The 18,454-nt window shown below is 51.8% G+C and carries 16 protein-coding genes, 1 tRNA gene and 1 pseudogene; 10 read left to right on the top strand and 8 right to left on the bottom strand.

The window, feature by feature from the left end:
• Nucleotides 1-53: 53 nt before the first annotated feature.
• Complete coding sequence (gene dnaQ / locus SAQUA_RS18755; protein ID WP_380679078.1) at nt 54-794, top strand: DNA polymerase III subunit epsilon; 741 nt, start codon at nt 54-56, stop codon at nt 792-794.
• 155 nt (nt 795-949) lie between these two features.
• Nucleotides 950-1,026 (top strand) — tRNA-Asp (locus SAQUA_RS18750).
• A 71-nt stretch (nt 1,027-1,097) separates the two neighbouring features.
• Here the strand turns inward: SAQUA_RS18750 and SAQUA_RS18745 are convergent.
• Nucleotides 1,098-1,433 (bottom strand): annotated as a pseudogene (locus SAQUA_RS18745) (amidohydrolase); the annotation flags it as partial.
• Nucleotides 1,434-1,456: 23 nt separating this feature from the next.
• Complete coding sequence (locus SAQUA_RS18740; protein ID WP_380679075.1) at nt 1,457-2,617, bottom strand: pyridoxal phosphate-dependent aminotransferase; 1,161 nt, start codon at nt 2,615-2,617, stop codon at nt 1,457-1,459.
• A gap of 117 nt (nt 2,618-2,734) precedes the next feature.
• On the opposite strand from SAQUA_RS18740, the gene SAQUA_RS18735 reads away from it, so the two are divergent.
• Genes SAQUA_RS18735 through SAQUA_RS18725 form a run of 3 tightly spaced genes read left to right on the top strand, consistent with a single transcriptional unit; the run spans nt 2,735 to nt 4,574 of the window.
• Nucleotides 2,735-3,349, top strand: a complete 615-nt coding sequence (locus SAQUA_RS18735) for a methylthioribulose 1-phosphate dehydratase (protein WP_380679072.1) — start codon at nt 2,735-2,737, stop codon at nt 3,347-3,349.
• The gene (gene mtnC / locus SAQUA_RS18730; protein WP_380679069.1) at nt 3,346-4,035 is read left to right on the top strand and encodes an acireductone synthase; all 690 of its coding nucleotides are present in this window, start codon (nt 3,346-3,348) and stop codon (nt 4,033-4,035) included. Before SAQUA_RS18735 ends, mtnC begins: the two co-directional genes overlap by 4 nt.
• On the top strand, nt 4,032-4,574 hold the full coding sequence (locus tag SAQUA_RS18725; protein ID WP_380679066.1) for an acireductone dioxygenase: 543 nt from the start codon (nt 4,032-4,034) through the stop codon (nt 4,572-4,574). Before mtnC ends, SAQUA_RS18725 begins: the two co-directional genes overlap by 4 nt.
• Before the next feature lie 70 nt (nt 4,575-4,644).
• Here SAQUA_RS18725 and SAQUA_RS18720 read toward each other — a convergent pair whose 3' ends face one another.
• The 3 genes from SAQUA_RS18720 to SAQUA_RS18710 all read right to left on the bottom strand — a co-directional run bounded on the left by SAQUA_RS18720 (nt 4,645) and on the right by SAQUA_RS18710 (nt 7,762).
• Entirely contained in the window at nt 4,645-4,899 is a 255-nt protein-coding gene (locus tag SAQUA_RS18720; RefSeq protein WP_380679063.1) for a SemiSWEET transporter, read from the bottom strand.
• Nucleotides 4,900-4,901: 2 nt separating this feature from the next.
• On the bottom strand, nt 4,902-6,317 hold the full coding sequence (melB, locus tag SAQUA_RS18715) for a melibiose:sodium transporter MelB (RefSeq protein ID WP_380679060.1): 1,416 nt from the start codon (nt 6,315-6,317) through the stop codon (nt 4,902-4,904).
• A 95-nt stretch (nt 6,318-6,412) separates the two neighbouring features.
• On the bottom strand, nt 6,413-7,762 hold the full coding sequence (locus SAQUA_RS18710; protein ID WP_380679057.1) for an alpha-glucosidase/alpha-galactosidase: 1,350 nt from the start codon (nt 7,760-7,762) through the stop codon (nt 6,413-6,415).
• A 267-nt stretch (nt 7,763-8,029) separates the two neighbouring features.
• Between SAQUA_RS18710 and melR the strand changes: the two genes are divergently transcribed.
• On the top strand, nt 8,030-8,959 hold the full coding sequence (melR, locus tag SAQUA_RS18705) for a transcriptional regulator MelR (RefSeq protein WP_380679054.1): 930 nt from the start codon (nt 8,030-8,032) through the stop codon (nt 8,957-8,959).
• Here the strand turns inward: melR and mtnA are convergent.
• On the bottom strand, nt 8,936-9,985 hold the full coding sequence (gene mtnA, locus SAQUA_RS18700; protein WP_380679051.1) for an S-methyl-5-thioribose-1-phosphate isomerase: 1,050 nt from the start codon (nt 9,983-9,985) through the stop codon (nt 8,936-8,938). The genes melR and mtnA overlap by 24 nt on opposite strands.
• Nucleotides 9,986-10,130: 145 nt before the next feature.
• On the opposite strand from mtnA, the gene mtnK reads away from it, so the two are divergent.
• Entirely contained in the window at nt 10,131-11,330 is a 1,200-nt protein-coding gene (mtnK, locus tag SAQUA_RS18695; protein WP_380679048.1) for an S-methyl-5-thioribose kinase, read from the top strand.
• A 70-nt stretch (nt 11,331-11,400) separates the two neighbouring features.
• Here mtnK and fadE read toward each other — a convergent pair whose 3' ends face one another.
• On the bottom strand, nt 11,401-13,857 hold the full coding sequence (fadE, locus tag SAQUA_RS18690; RefSeq protein WP_380679046.1) for an acyl-CoA dehydrogenase FadE: 2,457 nt from the start codon (nt 13,855-13,857) through the stop codon (nt 11,401-11,403).
• Between the two features lie 315 nt (nt 13,858-14,172).
• On the opposite strand from fadE, the gene lpcA reads away from it, so the two are divergent.
• Nucleotides 14,173-14,754, top strand: a complete 582-nt coding sequence (lpcA, locus tag SAQUA_RS18685) for a D-sedoheptulose 7-phosphate isomerase (RefSeq protein WP_380679043.1) — start codon at nt 14,173-14,175, stop codon at nt 14,752-14,754.
• Nucleotides 14,755-14,964: 210 nt separating this feature from the next.
• Nucleotides 14,965-15,738: a class II glutamine amidotransferase gene (locus SAQUA_RS18680; RefSeq protein ID WP_380679040.1), complete on the top strand. Its 774-nt coding sequence runs from the start codon at nt 14,965-14,967 to the stop codon at nt 15,736-15,738.
• Here the strand turns inward: SAQUA_RS18680 and dpaA are convergent.
• Nucleotides 15,703-16,461 (bottom strand): peptidoglycan meso-diaminopimelic acid protein amidase, encoded by a 759-nt coding sequence (gene dpaA, locus SAQUA_RS18675; RefSeq protein WP_380679037.1) that lies wholly within the window; start codon nt 16,459-16,461, stop codon nt 15,703-15,705. The two genes, SAQUA_RS18680 and dpaA, sit on opposite strands and share 36 nt — an antisense overlap.
• 642 nt (nt 16,462-17,103) lie before the next feature.
• Here dpaA and SAQUA_RS18670 point away from each other — a divergent pair.
• Nucleotides 17,104-18,453 carry a Na(+)-translocating NADH-quinone reductase subunit A gene (locus SAQUA_RS18670; protein WP_380679034.1) on the top strand — a complete coding sequence of 450 codons (1,350 nt, stop codon included), beginning with the start codon at nt 17,104-17,106 and terminating at the stop codon, nt 18,451-18,453.
• Nucleotide 18,454 lies beyond the last annotated feature (1 nt).

The raw sequence follows: 18,454 nt of genomic DNA, 5'->3' as shown, positions 1-18,454 counted from the left end.
TCAGTTTTATAAAGGCCAAGTCTGACATAAACGAGCGCTATGAGCACTGCAATATGATCTCTACACCAACCAGACAGATTGTTCTTGATACCGAAACCACCGGTATGAACAAATTAGGGGTTCACTACGAGGGCCACCGCATCATCGAGATCGGCGCCGTTGAGGTGATCAACCGTCGCTTTACCGGGCGAAACTACCACGTTTACGTCAAGCCAGATCGGCTGGTGGATCCTGAAGCCTATGGTGTTCATGGTATCAGCGATGAATTCCTGGCAGATAAGCCAACTTTTGATCAAATCGCCGATGAGTTTCTGGATTTTATTCGGGGCAGTGAGTTAGTCATTCATAATGCGGCGTTCGATATCGGCTTTATGGACCACGAGTTCCGTATGCTGCAGCAGAATATCCCGAAGACGGAAACCTTCTGCACCATAACCGACAGCCTATTGATGGCTCGTCGCCTGTTTCCAGGCAAGCGTAACAACCTTGATGCGCTGTGTGGCCGCTATGAGATAGATAACAGCAAACGAACGCTTCACGGCGCTCTGCTCGATGCCGAGATCCTGGCCGAAGTCTATCTGGCGATGACCGGGGGGCAAACCTCGATGGCCTTCCAAATGGAGGGGGATACTCAGCAAACGGATTCAACGCAGGAAATTCAACGGATCGTAAGGCCTGCAACGGCAATGAAAGTGGTGTATGCCAGCGATAACGAATTGCGTGCTCATGAGGAGCGCCTGGATCTGGTAGCCAAGAAAGGGGGGAGTTGCCTGTGGCGTACAGAGGCTGAATAATAGCGTATTCAGTGTGAAAAGGCCTTGAACGCGCTAAAATGCCGCAGCCTCCGTTGAAAAACTGTGCAAACGACTCTTTTTATAAGAAAATACGTTGACGGAATGCAGGGGCAACCGTAATATTCGCCTCGTTCCCTCACAGGGGAACAGTTTGTGGAGCGGTAGTTCAGTTGGTTAGAATACCTGCCTGTCACGCAGGGGGTCGCGGGTTCGAGCCCCGTCCGTTCCGCCACTATTAAGAAGCCCTGAGTTAGCGATAACTCGGGGCTTTGTCTTTATATCTCTTTGTGATTTCTACACCGCAATCGTGCGCAGTTTCCCTGCATGAAAATGTAGGTGCTCCCCAGCTATACGGAACAGGTAGCGTTTATCATTGAAATGCACTTTGCCACCGGGCTCAACCAACAAGAAACGGTTAACGGCACCTTCTGGTGTTTTCAGCGCCAAACTGCCGCTGATTAACGCATCTGTTTTCACGGCCAAGTGTGTAGCCAGCCTATAACCTGCTATTTGGGCAGAGCGCTTTCACTCGTATCCAGTAGTAAACATTTCCAGCAGTACGATCAGATCGCGCTGGGCTATGGCAGATAAATAGGCATCGAACTTGCAACGGTTGGCCACACCCTGTCGTCAGAACAGTGGCTACTGTAACAGGGCGATTTTTAGAGTCGACATAGCTTCTCCGCCGCGCTATTCAACGTTGCATCTTGTTTAGCGAAGCACAGCCGGATTAATTTATGTGGAAAAGGCTCAGCACAGAAAACGGATAGTGGGATTGCCGCTACCCCGGCGTACTCGGTTAACCAATGGCAGAAAGCCACGTCATCCAGATCGGAAATGGCGCTGTAATCCGCCAGTAAGAAGTATGTTCCTTCGCAGGGAAGTATTTCCAGCCGGCTGTTAGCCAGTGCCTGTATAAAACGATCGCGTTTAGCACGGTAGAACGCTGACAACTGTTGCCAGTGTTCAGGTTCGGCACGCAGCATATCGGCCAGTGCCAGTTGTGCAGGGGTATTTACCGAGAATGTCAGATATTGGTGGACCTTGCGCACTTCTGTGCTCAACGCTCTAGGAGCCACACAGTAGCCCACTTTCCAGCCGGTCATATGGAAGGTTTTACCAAATGATGAGACAGCGATAGCACGCTGGCGCAGCTGTGGGTGGGCCAGCACGCTGGCATGCCCACCTTTGGCAAAGCAGATGTGTTCATAGACTTCGTCACTCAGGATGTAAATTTCCTGCTGCGCGATGGCTGCCCACAATTGCTGCATATCCTCTACCGCCCAGGCTGTAGCCGAGGGATTCTGCGGGGTATTCAGGATCACCAACCGGGTACGGGGCGAAAGCTGCTCGGTGAAGCCTGGCCAATCCACTTTGAAGGCGGGAGGTTGCAGGGCGATTCGCTTGAGTATGCCTCCGCAAAGTTGCACCGCAGGGGCATAGCTGTCGTAGCTTGGATCGAAACAAATCACTTCGTCGCCGGGGCGTACCAGAGCACTGATCGCGGCGAATAAGGCCTCGGTAGCCCCGGCGGTGATAGTTACCTCGCTATTGGCATCCGGCTGCCAGCCATAAAGCTGGGCGGTTTTATCTGCAATAGCTTCACGTAGCGCGGCGACACCGGTCATCGGTGCATATTGGTTGGCCCCCTGGCTGACGTGCCAATTCAAGCGCTCTTTCAAATATGCCGGGCCATCAAAATCTGGAAATCCCTGTGACAGGTTGATTGCTTGATGCTGCTGCGCCAGTGCACTCATTTGAGTAAAAATTGTGGTGCTGAGACCGGGCAATTTGCTGGTTGGGGTCGGGGCTTCAGTGCTCATTTCCGGCTAATACTCCTGGCGCTTATATTGCCAACACTATAGCACGATGTTAGTCTTTGGCAATCAAGACGTTTAGATGGCTATATGCTTATCACTACCTTGCAGGGAACAGAGTAAATGACGGAAAACCCGCAACTACATGCCTTATTGGCTGCCTGCCGCTGGATTGGTGAAAAAGGCTGGTGCCCGGCGACCGGCGGCAATATGTCGCTGCGCCTTGATGACAAACACTGTCTGGTGACCGAGTCAGGTAAGGACAAAGGGAGCCTGACCGAACAGGACCTGCTGCTGGTGGAAACGGCGACCAGCTATGTTCCTAGCGGTCGAACCCCTTCGGCAGAAACCGGCCTGCATACGCTGATCTACCGCTTGTACCCACAGATCGGTGCGATCCTGCATACCCATTCAGTCAACGCTACCGTGCTTTCCCGCGTAGAAAAAAGTGAAGCGCTGGTTCTGCAGGGTTACGAAATGCAGAAATCCCTCAGCGGGCAAAAGAGCCATCTTGATTGCGTCAACATTGCTATTTTTGATAACGATCAGGATATTCCGGCGTTGGCCGCAAGAGTGGCCACGTTTGCCGAAACGACGCCATTACAGTATGGCTTTCTGGTACGTGGCCACGGTTTGTATTGCTGGGGCAGACAGGTGGCGGAAGCACGCCGCCATCTTGAAGGGCTGGAATTCCTGTTCCAGTGTGAACTACAGCGCCGTTTACTGGAGGCCAAATGATCCGCGCCATTGTTACCGATATTGAAGGAACTACCAGCGATATTCGCTTTGTCCATCAGGTGCTGTTTCCTTATGCCCGTGAACGGTTGGGGGAGTTTATCCGTAACCATTTCGACGAGGCAGAAGTTGCGGCACCACTGGCGGCGCTTCGTGAAGAGATAGCTCAACCGGATGCCGATAATGAACAGCTTATTGCCACGCTTTACCGTTTTATGGATGAGGATTGCAAATCTACCGCGCTGAAAGCCTTGCAAGGGATCATCTGGCGTAGCGGCTATCTTAATGGTGACTTCAAAGGGCACCTCTATGCTGAAGTCGCTGAACAGTTGGCTATCTGGCAGCAGCAAGGGCTGAAGTTGTACGTCTATTCTTCCGGTTCGGTCGAGGCACAAAAGCTGCTGTTTGGGTATAGCGATGCTGGTGACCTGCAGCCATTATTCAGCGGTTACTTCGATACTCATGTCGGGGCGAAGCGTGAGACGGCATCGTACCAGAATATCGCCAGGGCAATAGGTATTCCCCCGGCGGAGTTGTTATTCCTTTCTGATATCCATCAGGAACTGGATGCGGCGCAGGCTGCGGGTTGGCATACCTGCCAACTGATCCGCGATGCAGCCGATCCACAAAGCCGGCACCCGCAGGTAAACCGTTTCGATCACATCAAGTTAGGGGAGTTTGTCTCATGAGTGGATTGACCATTTTTAGTGATAAAGAGCCGCAGCAGGTGCTGTGGCAGAGCAATGACGCTCAGGCTATTCAGCAGCAACTTGCCCAGATTGGTGTGCGTTTTGAACGTTGGCAGGCTGACCGCCAGTTGGGAAACGATCCGCAACCAGAAGCGGTGATTGCCGCGTATCAGCATGAAATCGATCGGCTGGTGGCAGAGAAGGGTTATCAGAGCTGGGATGTGATCAGCATGCGGCCAGACAACGCCCAACGTGAAGTGCTACGCGAAAAGTTTCTTGCCGAGCATACTCATGGTGAAGATGAAGTGCGTTTTTTTGTCGAAGGAAAGGGGTTATTCTGCCTGCACCTGGAAGGGAAAATTTTCCAGATCCGGTGTGAAAAAAACGATCTGCTCTCTGTGCCTGCCAATACCCGCCACTGGTTTGATATGGGATCTGCGCCAAATTTCACCGCTATCCGCCTGTTTGACAATCCGCAGGGGTGGGTGGCCCATTTCACCGGGGACAAGATTGCTGAGGCTTACCCGCGTCTGGATTAACCTTTATTCTCTCCTGCCTTTGGGAGTGCGTTTCTCCTGCCCATTTGCCGGGCAGGAGAAACGAAGTAGGTCAACGGTTCTGGTACTTGATTATCAAGATCGGCAACGCAAACAGCAACGTCAGCAGATTAGCCAGGCTAACCGCCAGGTTTTCGATTAAAACCCCATAAATCAGCCACATCAGCACCCCCACAACAAACATGCCATACATCAAGAGCGAGATCCCTTGAGTGTTGCGGGTTGAGATCACCTTGATGGCCTGCGGTAGAAACGAAAGTGTTGTCAGGCACGCCGCCACGTAACCGATGAGAGAAATCCACTCCATGCTTACCCCTTTGCCTCGGGTATCAGAATGTGCTTGATATCGGGAGTGTGCACCTCCTGAACCTGATGATATTTATCCTGCAAATGGGTTTGGATGGTGTGTTGGAAGTTGCCATTGAGTTTATAAAACCGGAAGTAAATAAATAGCGTAACGCAGAAGAACAGAGCGGGCAGGGCGATCATGATGATCTGCATGCCGAAAACGGTCTCTGGTGACTGCGCGGCGTTGGGAACATAGCCGACGATGCCAAGTACTACGCCGATAAAGAACGCCGACAACGCCGAACCGGCTTTCACCACCAGAGTTTGCACCGAGTAAGCAATACTCTCGCAACGAACGTTCAGCTTATATTCACCATAGTCGACGGTATCTGCCACCATGATCACCTGCAGCACCCAGAACAAAGCAGTGCCGATATTGAATAACACCCCGGCCAACGAGATTAGGAACAGATTGTGGTATCCCACAGTAGCAATCGCCAGTAACACACCACTGCCGAGGATCGGCATGATCGAGGCTCCTGCCCACAGTGCACGGCGCGAAAGCGTTTTCACCAGGCGTGGGAACAGGATCAGCGTAATCAGGTTGGCTGCCCCCGCGTAAGACATGTAGTAAGGGAACAGCGCGGCATCGCCAATCACGTAGGTAAAATAATAAATCGCAAAGCCGGTGATAACGTTGGAAGCGATGTTGTAGGCAAGTGCCATACCGAGCAGACAGGAAAGCTGATCGTTCTTGTAGATCAGCCCGATCATGGTCTTCAGATTAATTCGGCTTGATTCTGCCGCCGGGTTGTCGGACGAATACACTTCTTTGACGTTGCGCAGGGTGATGATGGTGGAAACGACGAAGAACGCGATCAATACCAGCGTAAACATCTGAAAGCCGAAACCGCGATCTGCACCGCCGACATAATTGACAAATGGCAGTGTCACACCTGCGGTCACAAAACCGGCCAAGCTGGCGAAGAAACGGGGATAAGGCACCAGCTCTTCACGCTCACGTTTATCTAACGTGATGGTCGGTACCAGCGACCAGAATGGAATATCCATCAAGGTGTAGGTCATACCCCAGAGGATATAGGTGACGATGACGAATATCAGTTGCCCTTGGCCTTCGAAGAGATGGGCGCTGAACAGCATAAACAGCACGATGGAGTTAGTGATAGTGCCAATCAGGATCCAGGGTTTGAATTTCCCCCAGCGGGTGCGGGTACTGTTGACAATCCACCCCATGATGGGGTCGTTGAGGGCATCCCAAATCCGGGCAACCAGGAACAACGTACCGACTACTCCCACCGATAAGCCGACGACGTCGGTGTAGTAGTACATCAGGTACATGTAAACAATACCGATGGCGAAATCTTTACCGAAAGCGCCAAAACCGTAGCTGATCTTTGTGGTTATTGAAACACTCATAGGCTATAGGGCTACTGTTACCAGCTGCCCTCCTGTTATTTAGTGAAGGGGCCAGGCGTTTGATCGCCCGGCGTTCGCAAAACGGTATTGCGGTATTAGTGCAGCCAGGCCGGCAACCAGTCGCCGTGAGCGGCAATCAGATCGTCCACCAGTGCATAAATCTCCTCGATACCCAATACGGCAGCGGTATGCGGATCCAGCATTGCTGCGTGGTAAACAAAATCTTTGTTTTCGGTCAGAATGGCCTCGGTGAGCAACGTCTGTACGTTGATGTTGGTCTGCATAAGCGCGGCGAGGTGCGAAGGAAGTTTGCCCACTTTGGTTGGGCGGATCCCATTAGCATCCACCAGGCAGGCTACCTCGACACAGCATCCTTGCGGCAGGTTATCGATCAGGCCATCGTTACGTACGTTGCCATAGATGACGTTAGGTTCGCCGGTCCACAGTGAGTTCATGATGGTACTGGCGTACTCGTTGGACTGTTTGATATCAATGCGTTCTGCCGTTTTGTATTGCTCAAGTTCCTTGTGCCAGTTCGCCAGTTGTTCCACGCAGCGCTTCGGATATTCATCCAGTGGCACCTTGTAGCGTTCGATCAGGTCATTGCGTCCAGGCTTGATAAACCACGGGGTATATTCGGCAAAATGCTCGGAAGACTCGGTCACAAAGTAGCCGAGCTTCTTGAACATTTCGTAACGCACAATGTTCTTACAGCGCGGGTTACCGTGAATGTTATCTTTCGGCGCCTGACCGGCCGCATAGGCAGCCAACAGATCGGGATAAATGCTGCGGTAGTGCCCACTGGCATCCTTTTTCTCCAGCTCCAGGTAGAAGGCCATATGGTTAATTCCAGCGCTGCGGTAGCGTAATTCACTGGCGTCGATATTCAGATCCCGTGCCAGTTCCTCCGCCGTGCCCTGTACGGAGTGGCATAGCCCGACCTGTTTAATCTGCGGATAACGGGCAAACATAGCCCAGGTATTCATTGCCATTGGATTAACGTAATTGAGCATGGTGGCATCCGGACACACTTCCGTCATATCGGCGCAAATCTGCCACAGATGTGGAATGGTGCGCAGGGCACGCATGATGCCGCCTGGGCCCAAGGTATCCGCAATAGTTTGTTCCAGACCGTGGCGTTTACACACTTCAAAGTCCGTAACGGTACAGGGTTCATAGCCGCCGATCTGAAAGGCGACAACCACAAAATCGGCCGCGTTGAGGGCGGCTTTCTGATCGGTATGGCAAGTGATATGCCCGTTGGCACCGGCTGAATCCATCAGTTTACGCACCACAATGTGCGACTCTTCCAAACGTGTTTCGTCAATATCCATCAGCGCGATATGCGCAGATTTAAAGGCCTGACGATGAAACACATCACCGAGGATGTTTTTGACAAAAATGGTAGAGCCAGCACCGATAAAGGTGATTTTTGGGACCGACATATTTTTCTCCAGTGGCATGTTGAGATAACGCCATGGTGGCATGAGGTGAAGTGGTAACGCTTCCATGTTCCTGATTGAGCATTCCCATAAGCTCAGATTCTGCGCACTGCTGTTCTAAAACTGAGGTTATGGGATAAAAAGTGCAGGAAAGCAGAGAATATGGTGAGTTTCCGGCAAGGTTCTTGATTGGGATGTGGCCTCGATCCCGCCGAAATGTCCTGTGCTGTGCCATTATTCTGATAATTCAGGAACAGGAAGACGATTGCTATGGAAAACCCTGCGGTTCGCGTTCTAACGCCCGATCCCGATATGTGTAGCAGTACTGACCCAGTGGCACGCAGCCCTCTGTCGCTCTATTCCGATTATCAACGGATGGACATTGAGTTACGTGCTCCGCTGGCCATGACTTCCAGCCACTGGCATGGTCAGGTGGAAGTTAATGTACCTTTCGATAGTGACGTGGAGTACGTGATTAATGACGAAGTGGTGCAGATTAAGCAGGGGCACATCACGCTATTTTGGGCATGCGTACCCCACCAGCTCACGCGCCCGGGCAACTGCCAGAGTATGGCTATCCTGAATTTGCCGATGCATCTTTTCCTCTCGTGGCCGTTGGATCGGGAATTGATCAATCATGTTACTCACGGCATGGTGGTGAAATCGCTTACATCTCATCAAATCAGTGCCTTTGAGGTACAGCGTTGGCAGGAAGAACTCACCAGCTCTGATGAGCAAATCCGCCAGTTAGCGATTGACGAAATAGGGCTGATGCTCAAGCGTTTCAGCCTTTCCGGCTGGCAGCCTATTCTGCTCAATAAAGCCTCGCGCACTCACAAGAACGGCGTTTCCAGGCACGCGCAGTTTTATGTGAGCCAGATGTTGGGATTTATTGCTGATAACTATGATCAGGCGCTTACCATTGAAAGTGTGGCTGAACATGTGAAGCTCAACCCCAATTATGCGATGGGTATTTTCCAACGGGTGATGCAACTGACCATGAAACAGTACATCACCGCGATGCGTATCAATCATGTTCGGGCGCTGCTGAGCGATACGGATAAAACCATACTGGATATCGCACTGACCGCAGGTTTTCGTTCAAGCAGCCGTTTTTACAGCTCCTTTCAGAAATATGTTGGCATGTCGCCGCAGAAATACCGAAAACTCAGCCAGCTACGCAGACAAAGTTTCTTTTGAGCCCATTGCCTGCAGAAAAATACCGTCAGTGACCTGCTCTGGAGTGATCAGGCCACAGTCCAACACCCAACCGCTAATCAATGCCGCAGGCGTGACATCGAAGGCCGGATTATAGGTGGGGGCATCAACCGGTGCCCACTGGCAAGAGCCAAAACTGCCGCTGACGCCGGTCACTTCTGCCGCTGCCCGCTGTTCTATGGGAATAGCCGCGCCGTTCGGGCAGTCGGGATCGTGAGTGGTGTGTGGGGCGGCAACGTAAAACGGAATACGGTGATAATGAGCCAGTATCGCCAGGCTGTAAGTACCGATTTTATTGGCTACATCACCATTGGCGGCAATACGGTCGGCACCCACCCACACTGCATCAACCAGCCCTTCGGCCATCAGGCTGGCAGCCATAGAGTCACAAATCAGCCGATAAGGAATGCCTAATTCACCCAACTCCCAGGCGGTGAGGCGCCCTCCTTGTAACAGAGGCCGGGTTTCATCGACCCAAACCTGGGTTATCTTGCCTTGCTGGTGTGCGCGTAACAGAACGCCGATGGCAGTACCGACACCTGCCGTAGCCAACCCGCCGGTATTGCAGTGGGTCAGTAGGCGGCTGCCCGGCTTCACCCACTCCGCGCCGTTATCGGCGATACGATCGCATAGGATACGATCCTCATCCACCAAGCGCAGCGCCTCTTCAGCCATGGCCGCCACCCAATCTGGCTGCGCTAACGCGAGCTTCATGCGATCCAGATTGTTCATCAGATTGACCGCCGTTGGGCGGGCGGCACGTAACGTCTGCAGCGCTTGTTTCAGTTCGGTTCTTGGCAGTCCGCGTTCGGCCAATAGCGCGATCAGCAGGCTGGCAGAGAGCCCAATCAGTGGCGCACCACGAACCCGCAAGGCACGGATATGCCCGACCAATTGCTCAACGTCGTCACAGGGTAGCCAGCATTTTTCCTGTGGGAGAGCCTGTTGATCGAGGATCCAGAGTCGGTTTTCTTTCAGGGTCAGACTGGTGGTGTTAACTGTTTGCATCGGTCGTTAAATCCTCGTGTCTTTTTTATTGCATCTGTAAAGTCATTCTGCCAACATGATATTCGGAAGTATAGACGTCTAAACGCTTTTGCGTCTAAAAAATGGAAATTATCGCGACTGACCGGAAAGAACACAGGGGTTAGGAATGTCACAATATCGTACGTTTACTGCGAATGATGCCGTTGAATTCGCGCGTCAATACGGGCAGTTAGCCGATCCGCAGGCGCTGGTGAGTGCCGATGAGATTGGTGATGGTAATCTGAACCTGGTGTTTAAAATCCGCGATCGTGCAGGAGTCAGCCGGGTAATTGTCAAACAGGCACTGCCGTATGTGCGTTGCGTAGGTGAGTCTTGGCCGTTGACGCTGGATCGGGCGCGTATCGAAGCGGAGACTCTACTGATCCATGGGACGCTATGTCCGCGCCATACGGTACGGGTACTGCATCACGATCCTGTGCTGGCGGTGATGGTGCAAGAAGATCTGTCTGACCACCATATTTGGCGTAACGAACTGATAAAAGGGCACTACTATCCGCTGGCGGTAGGGCAGCTTGCGGAATATCTGGCGCAAACGTTGTTCCACACCTCCGATTTTTACCAGGCAGCGCAGGCAAAAAAAGCGGAAGTCAGCCGCTTTACCAACCCAGAGTTGTGCCAGATCACCGAAGATCTATTTTTTACCGATCCTTATCACGACCATGAGCGTAATCAGTTCGACGATGCGCTATTGCCTCAAGTCACGGCGTTAAGAAAAGATCCCGCTCTGAAACTGGCCGTTGCCGGGCTGAAACATCGCTTCCTGAGCAAGGCTGAAGCACTGTTGCACGGCGATATTCACAGTGGCTCAATTTTTGTTGGGGAGGGCAGACTGAAGGCGATTGATGCCGAGTTTGGTTTCTATGGGCCAATCGGCTTTGATGTTGGTACCGCACTAGGCAACCTGTTGCTGAATTACTGTGGCTTACCGGGATTACTCGGCCCGCGTGAGGCTGCGGCTGGCCGTGAACAGCGGCTACAGGATGTGCGAGAACTTTGGCTGATCTTTGCCGACCGTTTTTTGGCTTTATGCCAGCAACGCAGCCGTGATGCTACCTTGGCAATGCCGGGCTATGCCGAGCAGTTTTTGCAGCAGGTATGGCAGGACGCGGTTGGCTATTGCGGAACTGAGCTGATCCGCCGAACTATCGGTTTGGCGCATGTCGCCGATCTGGACAGCAGTGCCGATCCCGAAATGCGTGCTGAGTGCCAAAGCAGTGCTCTGACCCTTGGCCGCGTGTTGATCGTTAATGCAGCACAAATAGAGCATGTTGATGCACTTTTGGCGCGTATTCGCCAACACGGTTGAATGAGTCTATTCCTCTAAAAGAGAAAGGGGCGATCTGCATCGCCCCTTGGGGATCCAAGACCCGCAGCTGTTATGCAGCTTCAGTCTGTTGCTGGCGTTTTTCTTTCTTTACCGATTTCTCCGGCTTATGTGCCGCCAGTGCATCTGGTGCAAAGTCATCAACGTTAATTGAACGCAGTCTGCTTTCTTCCGCTTTCACCAGGATCTTGGCTTCATCGGCACTGATATTGCCAGCTTCCAGTGCGCGCTGTGCCAGACGATCAAGACGAGTGAAAGGCAGATTCTTGCCAGCCTGCTTACACAGACGCTGGTGGATAGGTTCTGCCGCCATCACGTCAACCAATGCGGCTTCCATCAAGCCCACCGGGTTATGCTCGCTCGGTGTCAGGTATTGGCCCCGGCCAAGACGGCTACGGGTTGCCGAAGGCTGCTGGATAATCTTCGCCAACTGGTGATCGAGACGATCCGATGGCGCTGAATGCACGCGTCCGAATGGGAAGACAACCAAGCGCATGGTCCCGGCGATAAAGCGATTCGGGAAATTACGCAGTAAGTCGTCCAGCGCCTGCTCAGCCTGATTCAGGCAATCTTGCACCCCCCAGTGTACCAGCGGCAGGTCTTCTTTCTGGCGCCCTTCATCTTCATAACGTTTCAGGGTTGCCGAAGCCAGATACATTTGGCTGAGTACGTCCCCCAGACGCGCAGAGATGCGCTCACGGCGCTTCAGGCTACCGCCCAGCACCCCCATGGAAACGTCAGATAGCAGCGCCAGGTTGGCACTCAAACGATTCAACTGCTGATAGTAACGGCGTGTTGCGTCCTTGGTTGGAGTACTGCTGGTACGGCCATTGGTCAGGCCAAGCCACAGGCTGCGAACCTTACAACTGGCAACGTGACCAAGGTGGCCGAACAGCGCCTCGTCAAAGGAATTCAGGTCATGATTCTGCGCTGCCGCCATTTCTGTCAGAACATAAGGATGGCAGCGGATAGCTCCTTGACCGAAGATCATCATGGTACGAGTGAGGATGTTGGCTCCTTCAACGGTAACCGCAATAGGCGCGCCCTGATAGGCTCGAGCCAGGAAGTTGGAGTTGCCAAGCATGATGCCCTTACCGCCGGTAATATCCATCGCATCAATGATGGCCTGCTGACCACGGTGGGTACAATGGTATTTGACAATCGCTGAGAGCACCGCAGGTTTCTCGCCCTGCATCAACGCGTAGGTGATCAGTGAAGCCGCCGCGTCCATGACATAGGTGTTACCGGCAATGCGGGCCAGCGGTTCTTCAATCCCTTCCATTTTGCCGATTGAGATTTTGAACTGGCGACGGATATGAGCGTAAGCACCGGTTGCCAAGGCAACGGATTTCAGGCTACCGGTTGAGTTGGAAGGCAAAGTGATCCCCCGGCCTACCGACAGACATTCAACCAGCATACGCCAGCCCTGACCGGCCATTTTTGGCCCACCAATGATGTAATCGATCGGTACGAACACGTCGTTGCCACTGGTTGGGCCGTTCTGGAACGGTACGTTCAGTGGGAAATGGCGATTGCCAATCTCCACCCCTGGGGTGTTGGTCGGGATCAGCGCACAGGTAATACCAGGGGATTCGTTATCGCTTAACAGACGGTTCGGATCCTGCAATTTAAAGGCAAGACCAAGAACGGTAGCAATAGGAGCCAGGGTGATGTAGCGCTTGTTCCAAGTCAGGCGCATACCCAGTACCTGTTTACCCTGCCATTCCCCCATGCACACGGTGCCTACGTCCGGGATTGCCCCTGCGTCGGAACCGGCTTCAGGGCTGGTGAGTGCAAAACAAGGGATCTCTTCGCCACTCGCCAAGCCAGGCAGATAGCGATCTTTTTGCTCTTCAGTGCCGTAATGCTGCAGCAGTTCACCTGGGCCGAGGGAGTTAGGCACACCGACGGTAATCGCTAGAATACCGGAAACTCCTGCCAGTTTTTGCAAAACAAGCGCTTGAGCATAAGGCGAGAAATCCAGGCCACCATATTCTTTCTTGATTATCATGGCGAAGAAACGGTGCTCTTTCAGATAGGCCCAAAGTTCTGGTGGCATATCGGCCAACTCATGAGTGATTTGAAAATCGTTGGCCATGCGGCACGCTTCTTCTACCGGACCGTCGATAAAGGCTTGTTCTTCTGCGGTCAGTTTAGGCTGCGGGTAATTATGCAGTTTATTCCAGTCTGGTTTGCCACGGAATAAATCGCCTTCCCACCAGGTGGTTCCGGCTTCGATTGCTTCTTTTTCCGTGGTGGACATTGGCGGCATCACTTTGGTGAAAGCACGTAGTGCCGGTGCTGAAAGCAGAGAGCGGCGCAGGGAAGTGACGTTTAATGGCAGCAGTACGATTGCCAGAGGCAGCAGCATCCAGTAAGTCCAGATGCCAATAGCGCCCATGATCGCCGTATAGGCCAGCAGAACGATACTGCCGAGCGTTAGGCTCACTCGGTGATAAAACACTACACCAATGAGTGCGAGTAAAACAACGATACTGAGAACCATCATAAGAAGCTCCAAAGTAGTAAGAGGTCCGACCTGTTGTAGCAATATAATGGTTTTAGTACACACTCATGTTTTTATCAATGTATTTACACTTTAATTACAACTTAGATCACAAACTGACAGGGGGGACAGTGAAAAGCGTCAAATCCGCGTCTACGCAAACGCCGTTTTATTCACAGTGCTTCTCGGTTTTTCTTCAATCCGTTACACTGCGAGACGAAAGATTGACGATGCCATCCCCTTAATGACTTAAGCGGCAGCATTACTGGCTGCAACGCCATTTATTTTGGGTATAAAGCACAACAAGAGGCTATCTCTATGTACCACGATTTGATTCGTAGTGAACTGAATGAAGCGGCTGATACTCTGGCGAAATTTCTTGCTGATGACGCCAATATTGATGCGATCCAGCGTGCCGCAGTTCTGCTGGCCGACGCCTTTAAAGCGGGTGGAAAAGTGATTTCCTGTGGTAACGGTGGGTCTCACTGTGACGCCATGCACTTCGCGGAAGAGCTCACTGGCCGTTATCGTGAAAACCGCCCTGGCTATCCGGCTATTGCTATTTCCGATGTGAGTCACCTGTCGTGCGTCAGCAATGACTTCGGTTTTGAGTATGTTTTTTCACGCTATGTTGAAGCGGTTGGCCGCGAAGGTGATGTGTTGCTGGGGATCTCTACTTCGGGCAACTCCGGTAACATCATCAAGGCGATTGAAGCGGCTCGCGTCAAAGGGATGAAAGTGATCACCTTGACCGGTAAAGATGGTGGCAAAATGGCTGGTAGCGCTGATGTAGAAATCCGTGTTCCGCACTTTGGTTACGCCGACCGTATTCAGGAAATTCATATCAAAGCGATCCATATCCTTATTCAACTGATCGAAAAAGAGATGGTTGAGGCTTAAAGATAGAAAGGGGCGAGTTGCCCCTCACAAAGTCAGGGCGCTTGCCCGAATGTACCCAAAATAATTCGAGCTGCTTGTAGGCGGCAACTGAGTGAAGCCCTAGGAGCATAGATTAACTATGTGGCTAGGGTGAGCAAGGGCAGCCAACACCCAAGCAACTTGAAGTATGAAGAGTATACAACTGTCAGTGGTGTGAAGGAGTAACTGGCGATGTGTGAACTGCTCGGGATGAGCGCGAACGTACCCACCGATATCTGTTTTAGTTTTACCGGACTGGTGCAGCGCGGTGGCCTTACGGGGCCACATAAAGATGGCTGGGGGATTACCTTCTACGAAGGGAACGGTTGCCGCACGTTCAAGGATCCACAGCCGAGTTACAATTCACCCATCGCACGCCTGGTGCAGGAATACCCGATCAAGTCCCGCGCCGTGGTTTCCCATATACGCCAGGCCAATCGCGGCGAAGTAGCGCTGGAAAATACCCATCCGTTTACCCGTGAACTCTGGGGCCGTAACTGGACTTACGCGCACAATGGCCAGTTGAAAGGGTATCGTCAATTGGAGACGGGCAACTTTCGCCCGGTGGGGCAGACCGACAGTGAATATGCTTTCTGCTGGTTGCTGCATCAACTGACGCTGAAGTACCCCCGTACCCCCAGTAATTGGCCTGCTGTTTTTCGCTATATTGCGAAACTGGCCGATCAACTCAGGCAGAAAGGGGTCTTTAACATGTTGTTGTCGGATGGGCGTTTTGTTATGGCCTATTGCTCAACCAATCTTTATTGGATCACCCGTCGTGCGCCGTTTGGCAAAGCCACCTTGCTCGATCAGGATGTGGAGATTGATTTTCAGCAGCAGACCGCGCCGGATGATGTGGTTACGGTTATTGTAACGCAACCGTTAACGGGCAATGAAACCTGGCACAAAATAGCACCAGGTGAATTTGCCTTATTTTACTATGGTGAGAGCCTTGTTACTGGTTGACGGATTAGTGTCAACCGTTGACGCATACTGCGTGGGTTGGCCGCTGCCCGTAACTGGCCTGGTCAGCACATATTGACCGTTAGAAACCGTTACCGCTGGTGGCTGACGGTTTTTAGCAAAGTAGTCGTAACCTGGTTTTAGCTGACGCCAGAAGCTGATATGGCTGGAATTACGATGGCGTTGTAGATTCTGCTCGGTCATGCGGAACGGATATATGCTGATATTCACCTGTGCTTGACCATAGGCAAATGCTGCTTCCACATAACGATAAATCTCGTCCATATAGTCGTTGGTCATCGCGTAACAACCCACAGATTTGCACTCACCGTGGATCATCAGATAAGCGCCAGAATACCCCTGTGCTTTATCATAGTCATTCGGAAAACCGATATTGATGGCCCGATAATATTTGCTGTTGGGTTTCAGTTGGCGTACATCAACGCTGTAAAAACCTTCGGGGCTTTTAAAGTCGCCCTCACGGCGTTTTGGACCAAGGCCACCGGAGAAATTACAGATCGGGAAGCTATTCACCAGACGGAACTCGTTACCCATTTTGGCGTACAGTTCTAGCTTGCGTTCTTCTTTGAATATCTGAATATAGACGGGCGAGCCCAGTAATTGCTGTGTAACCACCGGTGCTTCTGGAGCTTGTTCGCTGGCGCTACAAGCTGTGATCATCGGTATACAAAATAGCATCGCAAAAAACAGCGCGATTTTACGCATTATTATTCCTGATTAAATTTATCTTTACCCAAGGCATTTCAAGTTGCAGCCTGGTGACCAACTCATGATTTTCCAGTCACAGAAGACTACTGTAAGCGACGGGAATAAGCGCGTGCAGCCAACGACGTTATGTCTTGAAAGGTACTGTGGTCTACTGCTTGCCGCATTAAACTCCGCCAGATTACCAGTGTGTTATTTTTTAGCAATACGTAAATTGTATAAAAAAAGTACACTCATCGATAAAAGTGAATTAACTGACAGATTTTAACGATGAGTACCGAGTAATGGCGGCGATTTTATTGTATTTGCTTGACTCAGGTCACTAGATAGCGCGAAAAAAAATTGTCGAAAATGGTAATATCTTCTCTGTGCTATTCCGTCATAAATACAGTAAATAACCGGGTCGAGACTGCATGAAAATTCATCAATCCCGCCTCTATATATTTATAGCAATATTTTAACACTTTGCATTATGACCGTGAGCGCAAACACCTTGAAAAGAACGGTGTGAAAATTTCATGTTGGGCATGATATCGTCGTGTTCATCCGGACGTTGCCAAGGCAACTTCATCATCCTGCGTTGTCCGAACCTGCCTCTGGGGCTGGTAAGACAGGCGAAATTTAAAAAATCTTATAAATCCTATGATTAGAATCAGAAAAGGGTTAGATCTGCCAATCGCTGGTGAACCTTCTCAGGTGATTCAGAACGGCCCGATTATCACGAAAGTGGCACTGCTTGGTCAGGATTACATTGGTATGCGGCCTTCAATGTTAGTACAGGAAGGCGATCGCGTTAAAAAAGGCCAGGCACTGTTTGAAGATAAGAAGAACCCTGGGGTTTTCTTCACCGCACCTGCAAGCGGGCTGGTTGTGGCGATCAATCGCGGCGAACGTCGCGTGCTGCAATCTGTGGTCATTGAGATCGATAACGGCGGCGATGAGCAGGTGGAGCTGGCTTATTATCAGCAGGCGGACTTGCCAATGCTGGAGCGTGAGCAGGTGGAAAGCGATCTGCTTGCCAGCGGTCTTTGGACCGCGTTGCGTACCCGCCCGTTCAGTAAAACACCGCGCCCGGGCACTTCGCCACGCGCAATTTTCGTCAGCGCCATCGATACCCAACCGTTGTCTGCCGATCCGTTAGTGATTATCGCGGAGCAACAAGCAGCATTTAACGCAGGGCTAACGGTACTGGCGCGGCTCACCGAAGGCAAAGTACACGTCTGCCATGCAGCAGGCACGCGTCTTGAGAACGTTCATGCAGCTCAGGTCAGTTATAGCGAGTTTGCAGGCCCTCACCCTGCCGGTCTGGTAGGCACACATATTCATTTCCTTGAACCGGTCAGCCTGAAAAAAACCGTTTGGCATATTGGTTATCAGGATGTGATCGCCATTGGTACGCTGTTTACCACTGGACGGCTTGAGACCCGCCGGGTAGTTGCATTGGCTGGGCCGCAGGTGGAACAGCCGGTTCTGTTACGAACCTGCTTGGGGGCCAGTCTGGATGAACTGACGGCAGGCCGTCTTAAAGCGGGCGAAAATCGCGTGATTTCCGGGTCAGTACTGAGTGGTAACCATGCTATAGGCACTAACGCTTGGCTTGGTCGTTTCCATACCCAGGTTTCAGTGCTGCTGGAAGGGCGCGAGAAAGAACTGTTCGGCTGGATCACCCCGGCACCGGATAAATTCTCGATAACTCGCACTACGCTGGGGCATTTCCTGAAGAACAAGCTGTTTGCTTTCTCGACCACCACCAATGGCGGGGAACGTTCGATGGTCCCTATCGGTAATTATGAACGGGTGATGCCGCTGGATATCCTGCCGACCCACCTGTTGCGTGATTTACTAGCCGGTGATACCGATAGTGCTCAGGCGTTAGGCTGTCTGGAGCTGGATGAAGAGGATCTGGCGTTGTGTACCTTCGTTTGCCCTGGCAAGTATGAGTATGGCCCGGTGTTACGCGAAGTACTGACCAAGATTGAGCTGGAAGGATAAC

This window comes from Serratia aquatilis (genome assembly GCF_044865145.1).
Classification (GTDB): Bacteria; Pseudomonadota; Gammaproteobacteria; order Enterobacterales; family Enterobacteriaceae; genus Chania; species Chania aquatilis.
This window is presented reverse-complemented; position numbering and strand designations above follow the sequence as displayed.

Coding starts and splice junctions, on each gene's coding strand:
- dnaQ (WP_380679078.1), top strand. CDS start 54: ATGATCTCTACACCAACCAGACAGATTGTTCTTGATACCGAAACCACC.
- SAQUA_RS18740 (WP_380679075.1), bottom strand. CDS start 2,617: ATGAGCACTGAAGCCCCGACCCCAACCAGCAAATTGCCCGGTCTCAGC.
- SAQUA_RS18735 (WP_380679072.1), top strand. CDS start 2,735: ATGACGGAAAACCCGCAACTACATGCCTTATTGGCTGCCTGCCGCTGG.
- mtnC (WP_380679069.1), top strand. CDS start 3,346: ATGATCCGCGCCATTGTTACCGATATTGAAGGAACTACCAGCGATATT.
- SAQUA_RS18725 (WP_380679066.1), top strand. CDS start 4,032: ATGAGTGGATTGACCATTTTTAGTGATAAAGAGCCGCAGCAGGTGCTG.
- SAQUA_RS18720 (WP_380679063.1), bottom strand. CDS start 4,899: ATGGAGTGGATTTCTCTCATCGGTTACGTGGCGGCGTGCCTGACAACA.
- melB (WP_380679060.1), bottom strand. CDS start 6,317: ATGAGTGTTTCAATAACCACAAAGATCAGCTACGGTTTTGGCGCTTTC.
- SAQUA_RS18710 (WP_380679057.1), bottom strand. CDS start 7,762: ATGTCGGTCCCAAAAATCACCTTTATCGGTGCTGGCTCTACCATTTTT.
- melR (WP_380679054.1), top strand. CDS start 8,030: ATGGAAAACCCTGCGGTTCGCGTTCTAACGCCCGATCCCGATATGTGT.
- mtnA (WP_380679051.1), bottom strand. CDS start 9,985: ATGCAAACAGTTAACACCACCAGTCTGACCCTGAAAGAAAACCGACTC.
- mtnK (WP_380679048.1), top strand. CDS start 10,131: ATGTCACAATATCGTACGTTTACTGCGAATGATGCCGTTGAATTCGCG.
- fadE (WP_380679046.1), bottom strand. CDS start 13,857: ATGATGGTTCTCAGTATCGTTGTTTTACTCGCACTCATTGGTGTAGTG.
- lpcA (WP_380679043.1), top strand. CDS start 14,173: ATGTACCACGATTTGATTCGTAGTGAACTGAATGAAGCGGCTGATACT.
- SAQUA_RS18680 (WP_380679040.1), top strand. CDS start 14,965: ATGTGTGAACTGCTCGGGATGAGCGCGAACGTACCCACCGATATCTGT.
- dpaA (WP_380679037.1), bottom strand. CDS start 16,461: ATGCGTAAAATCGCGCTGTTTTTTGCGATGCTATTTTGTATACCGATG.
- SAQUA_RS18670 (WP_380679034.1), top strand. CDS start 17,104: ATGATTAGAATCAGAAAAGGGTTAGATCTGCCAATCGCTGGTGAACCT.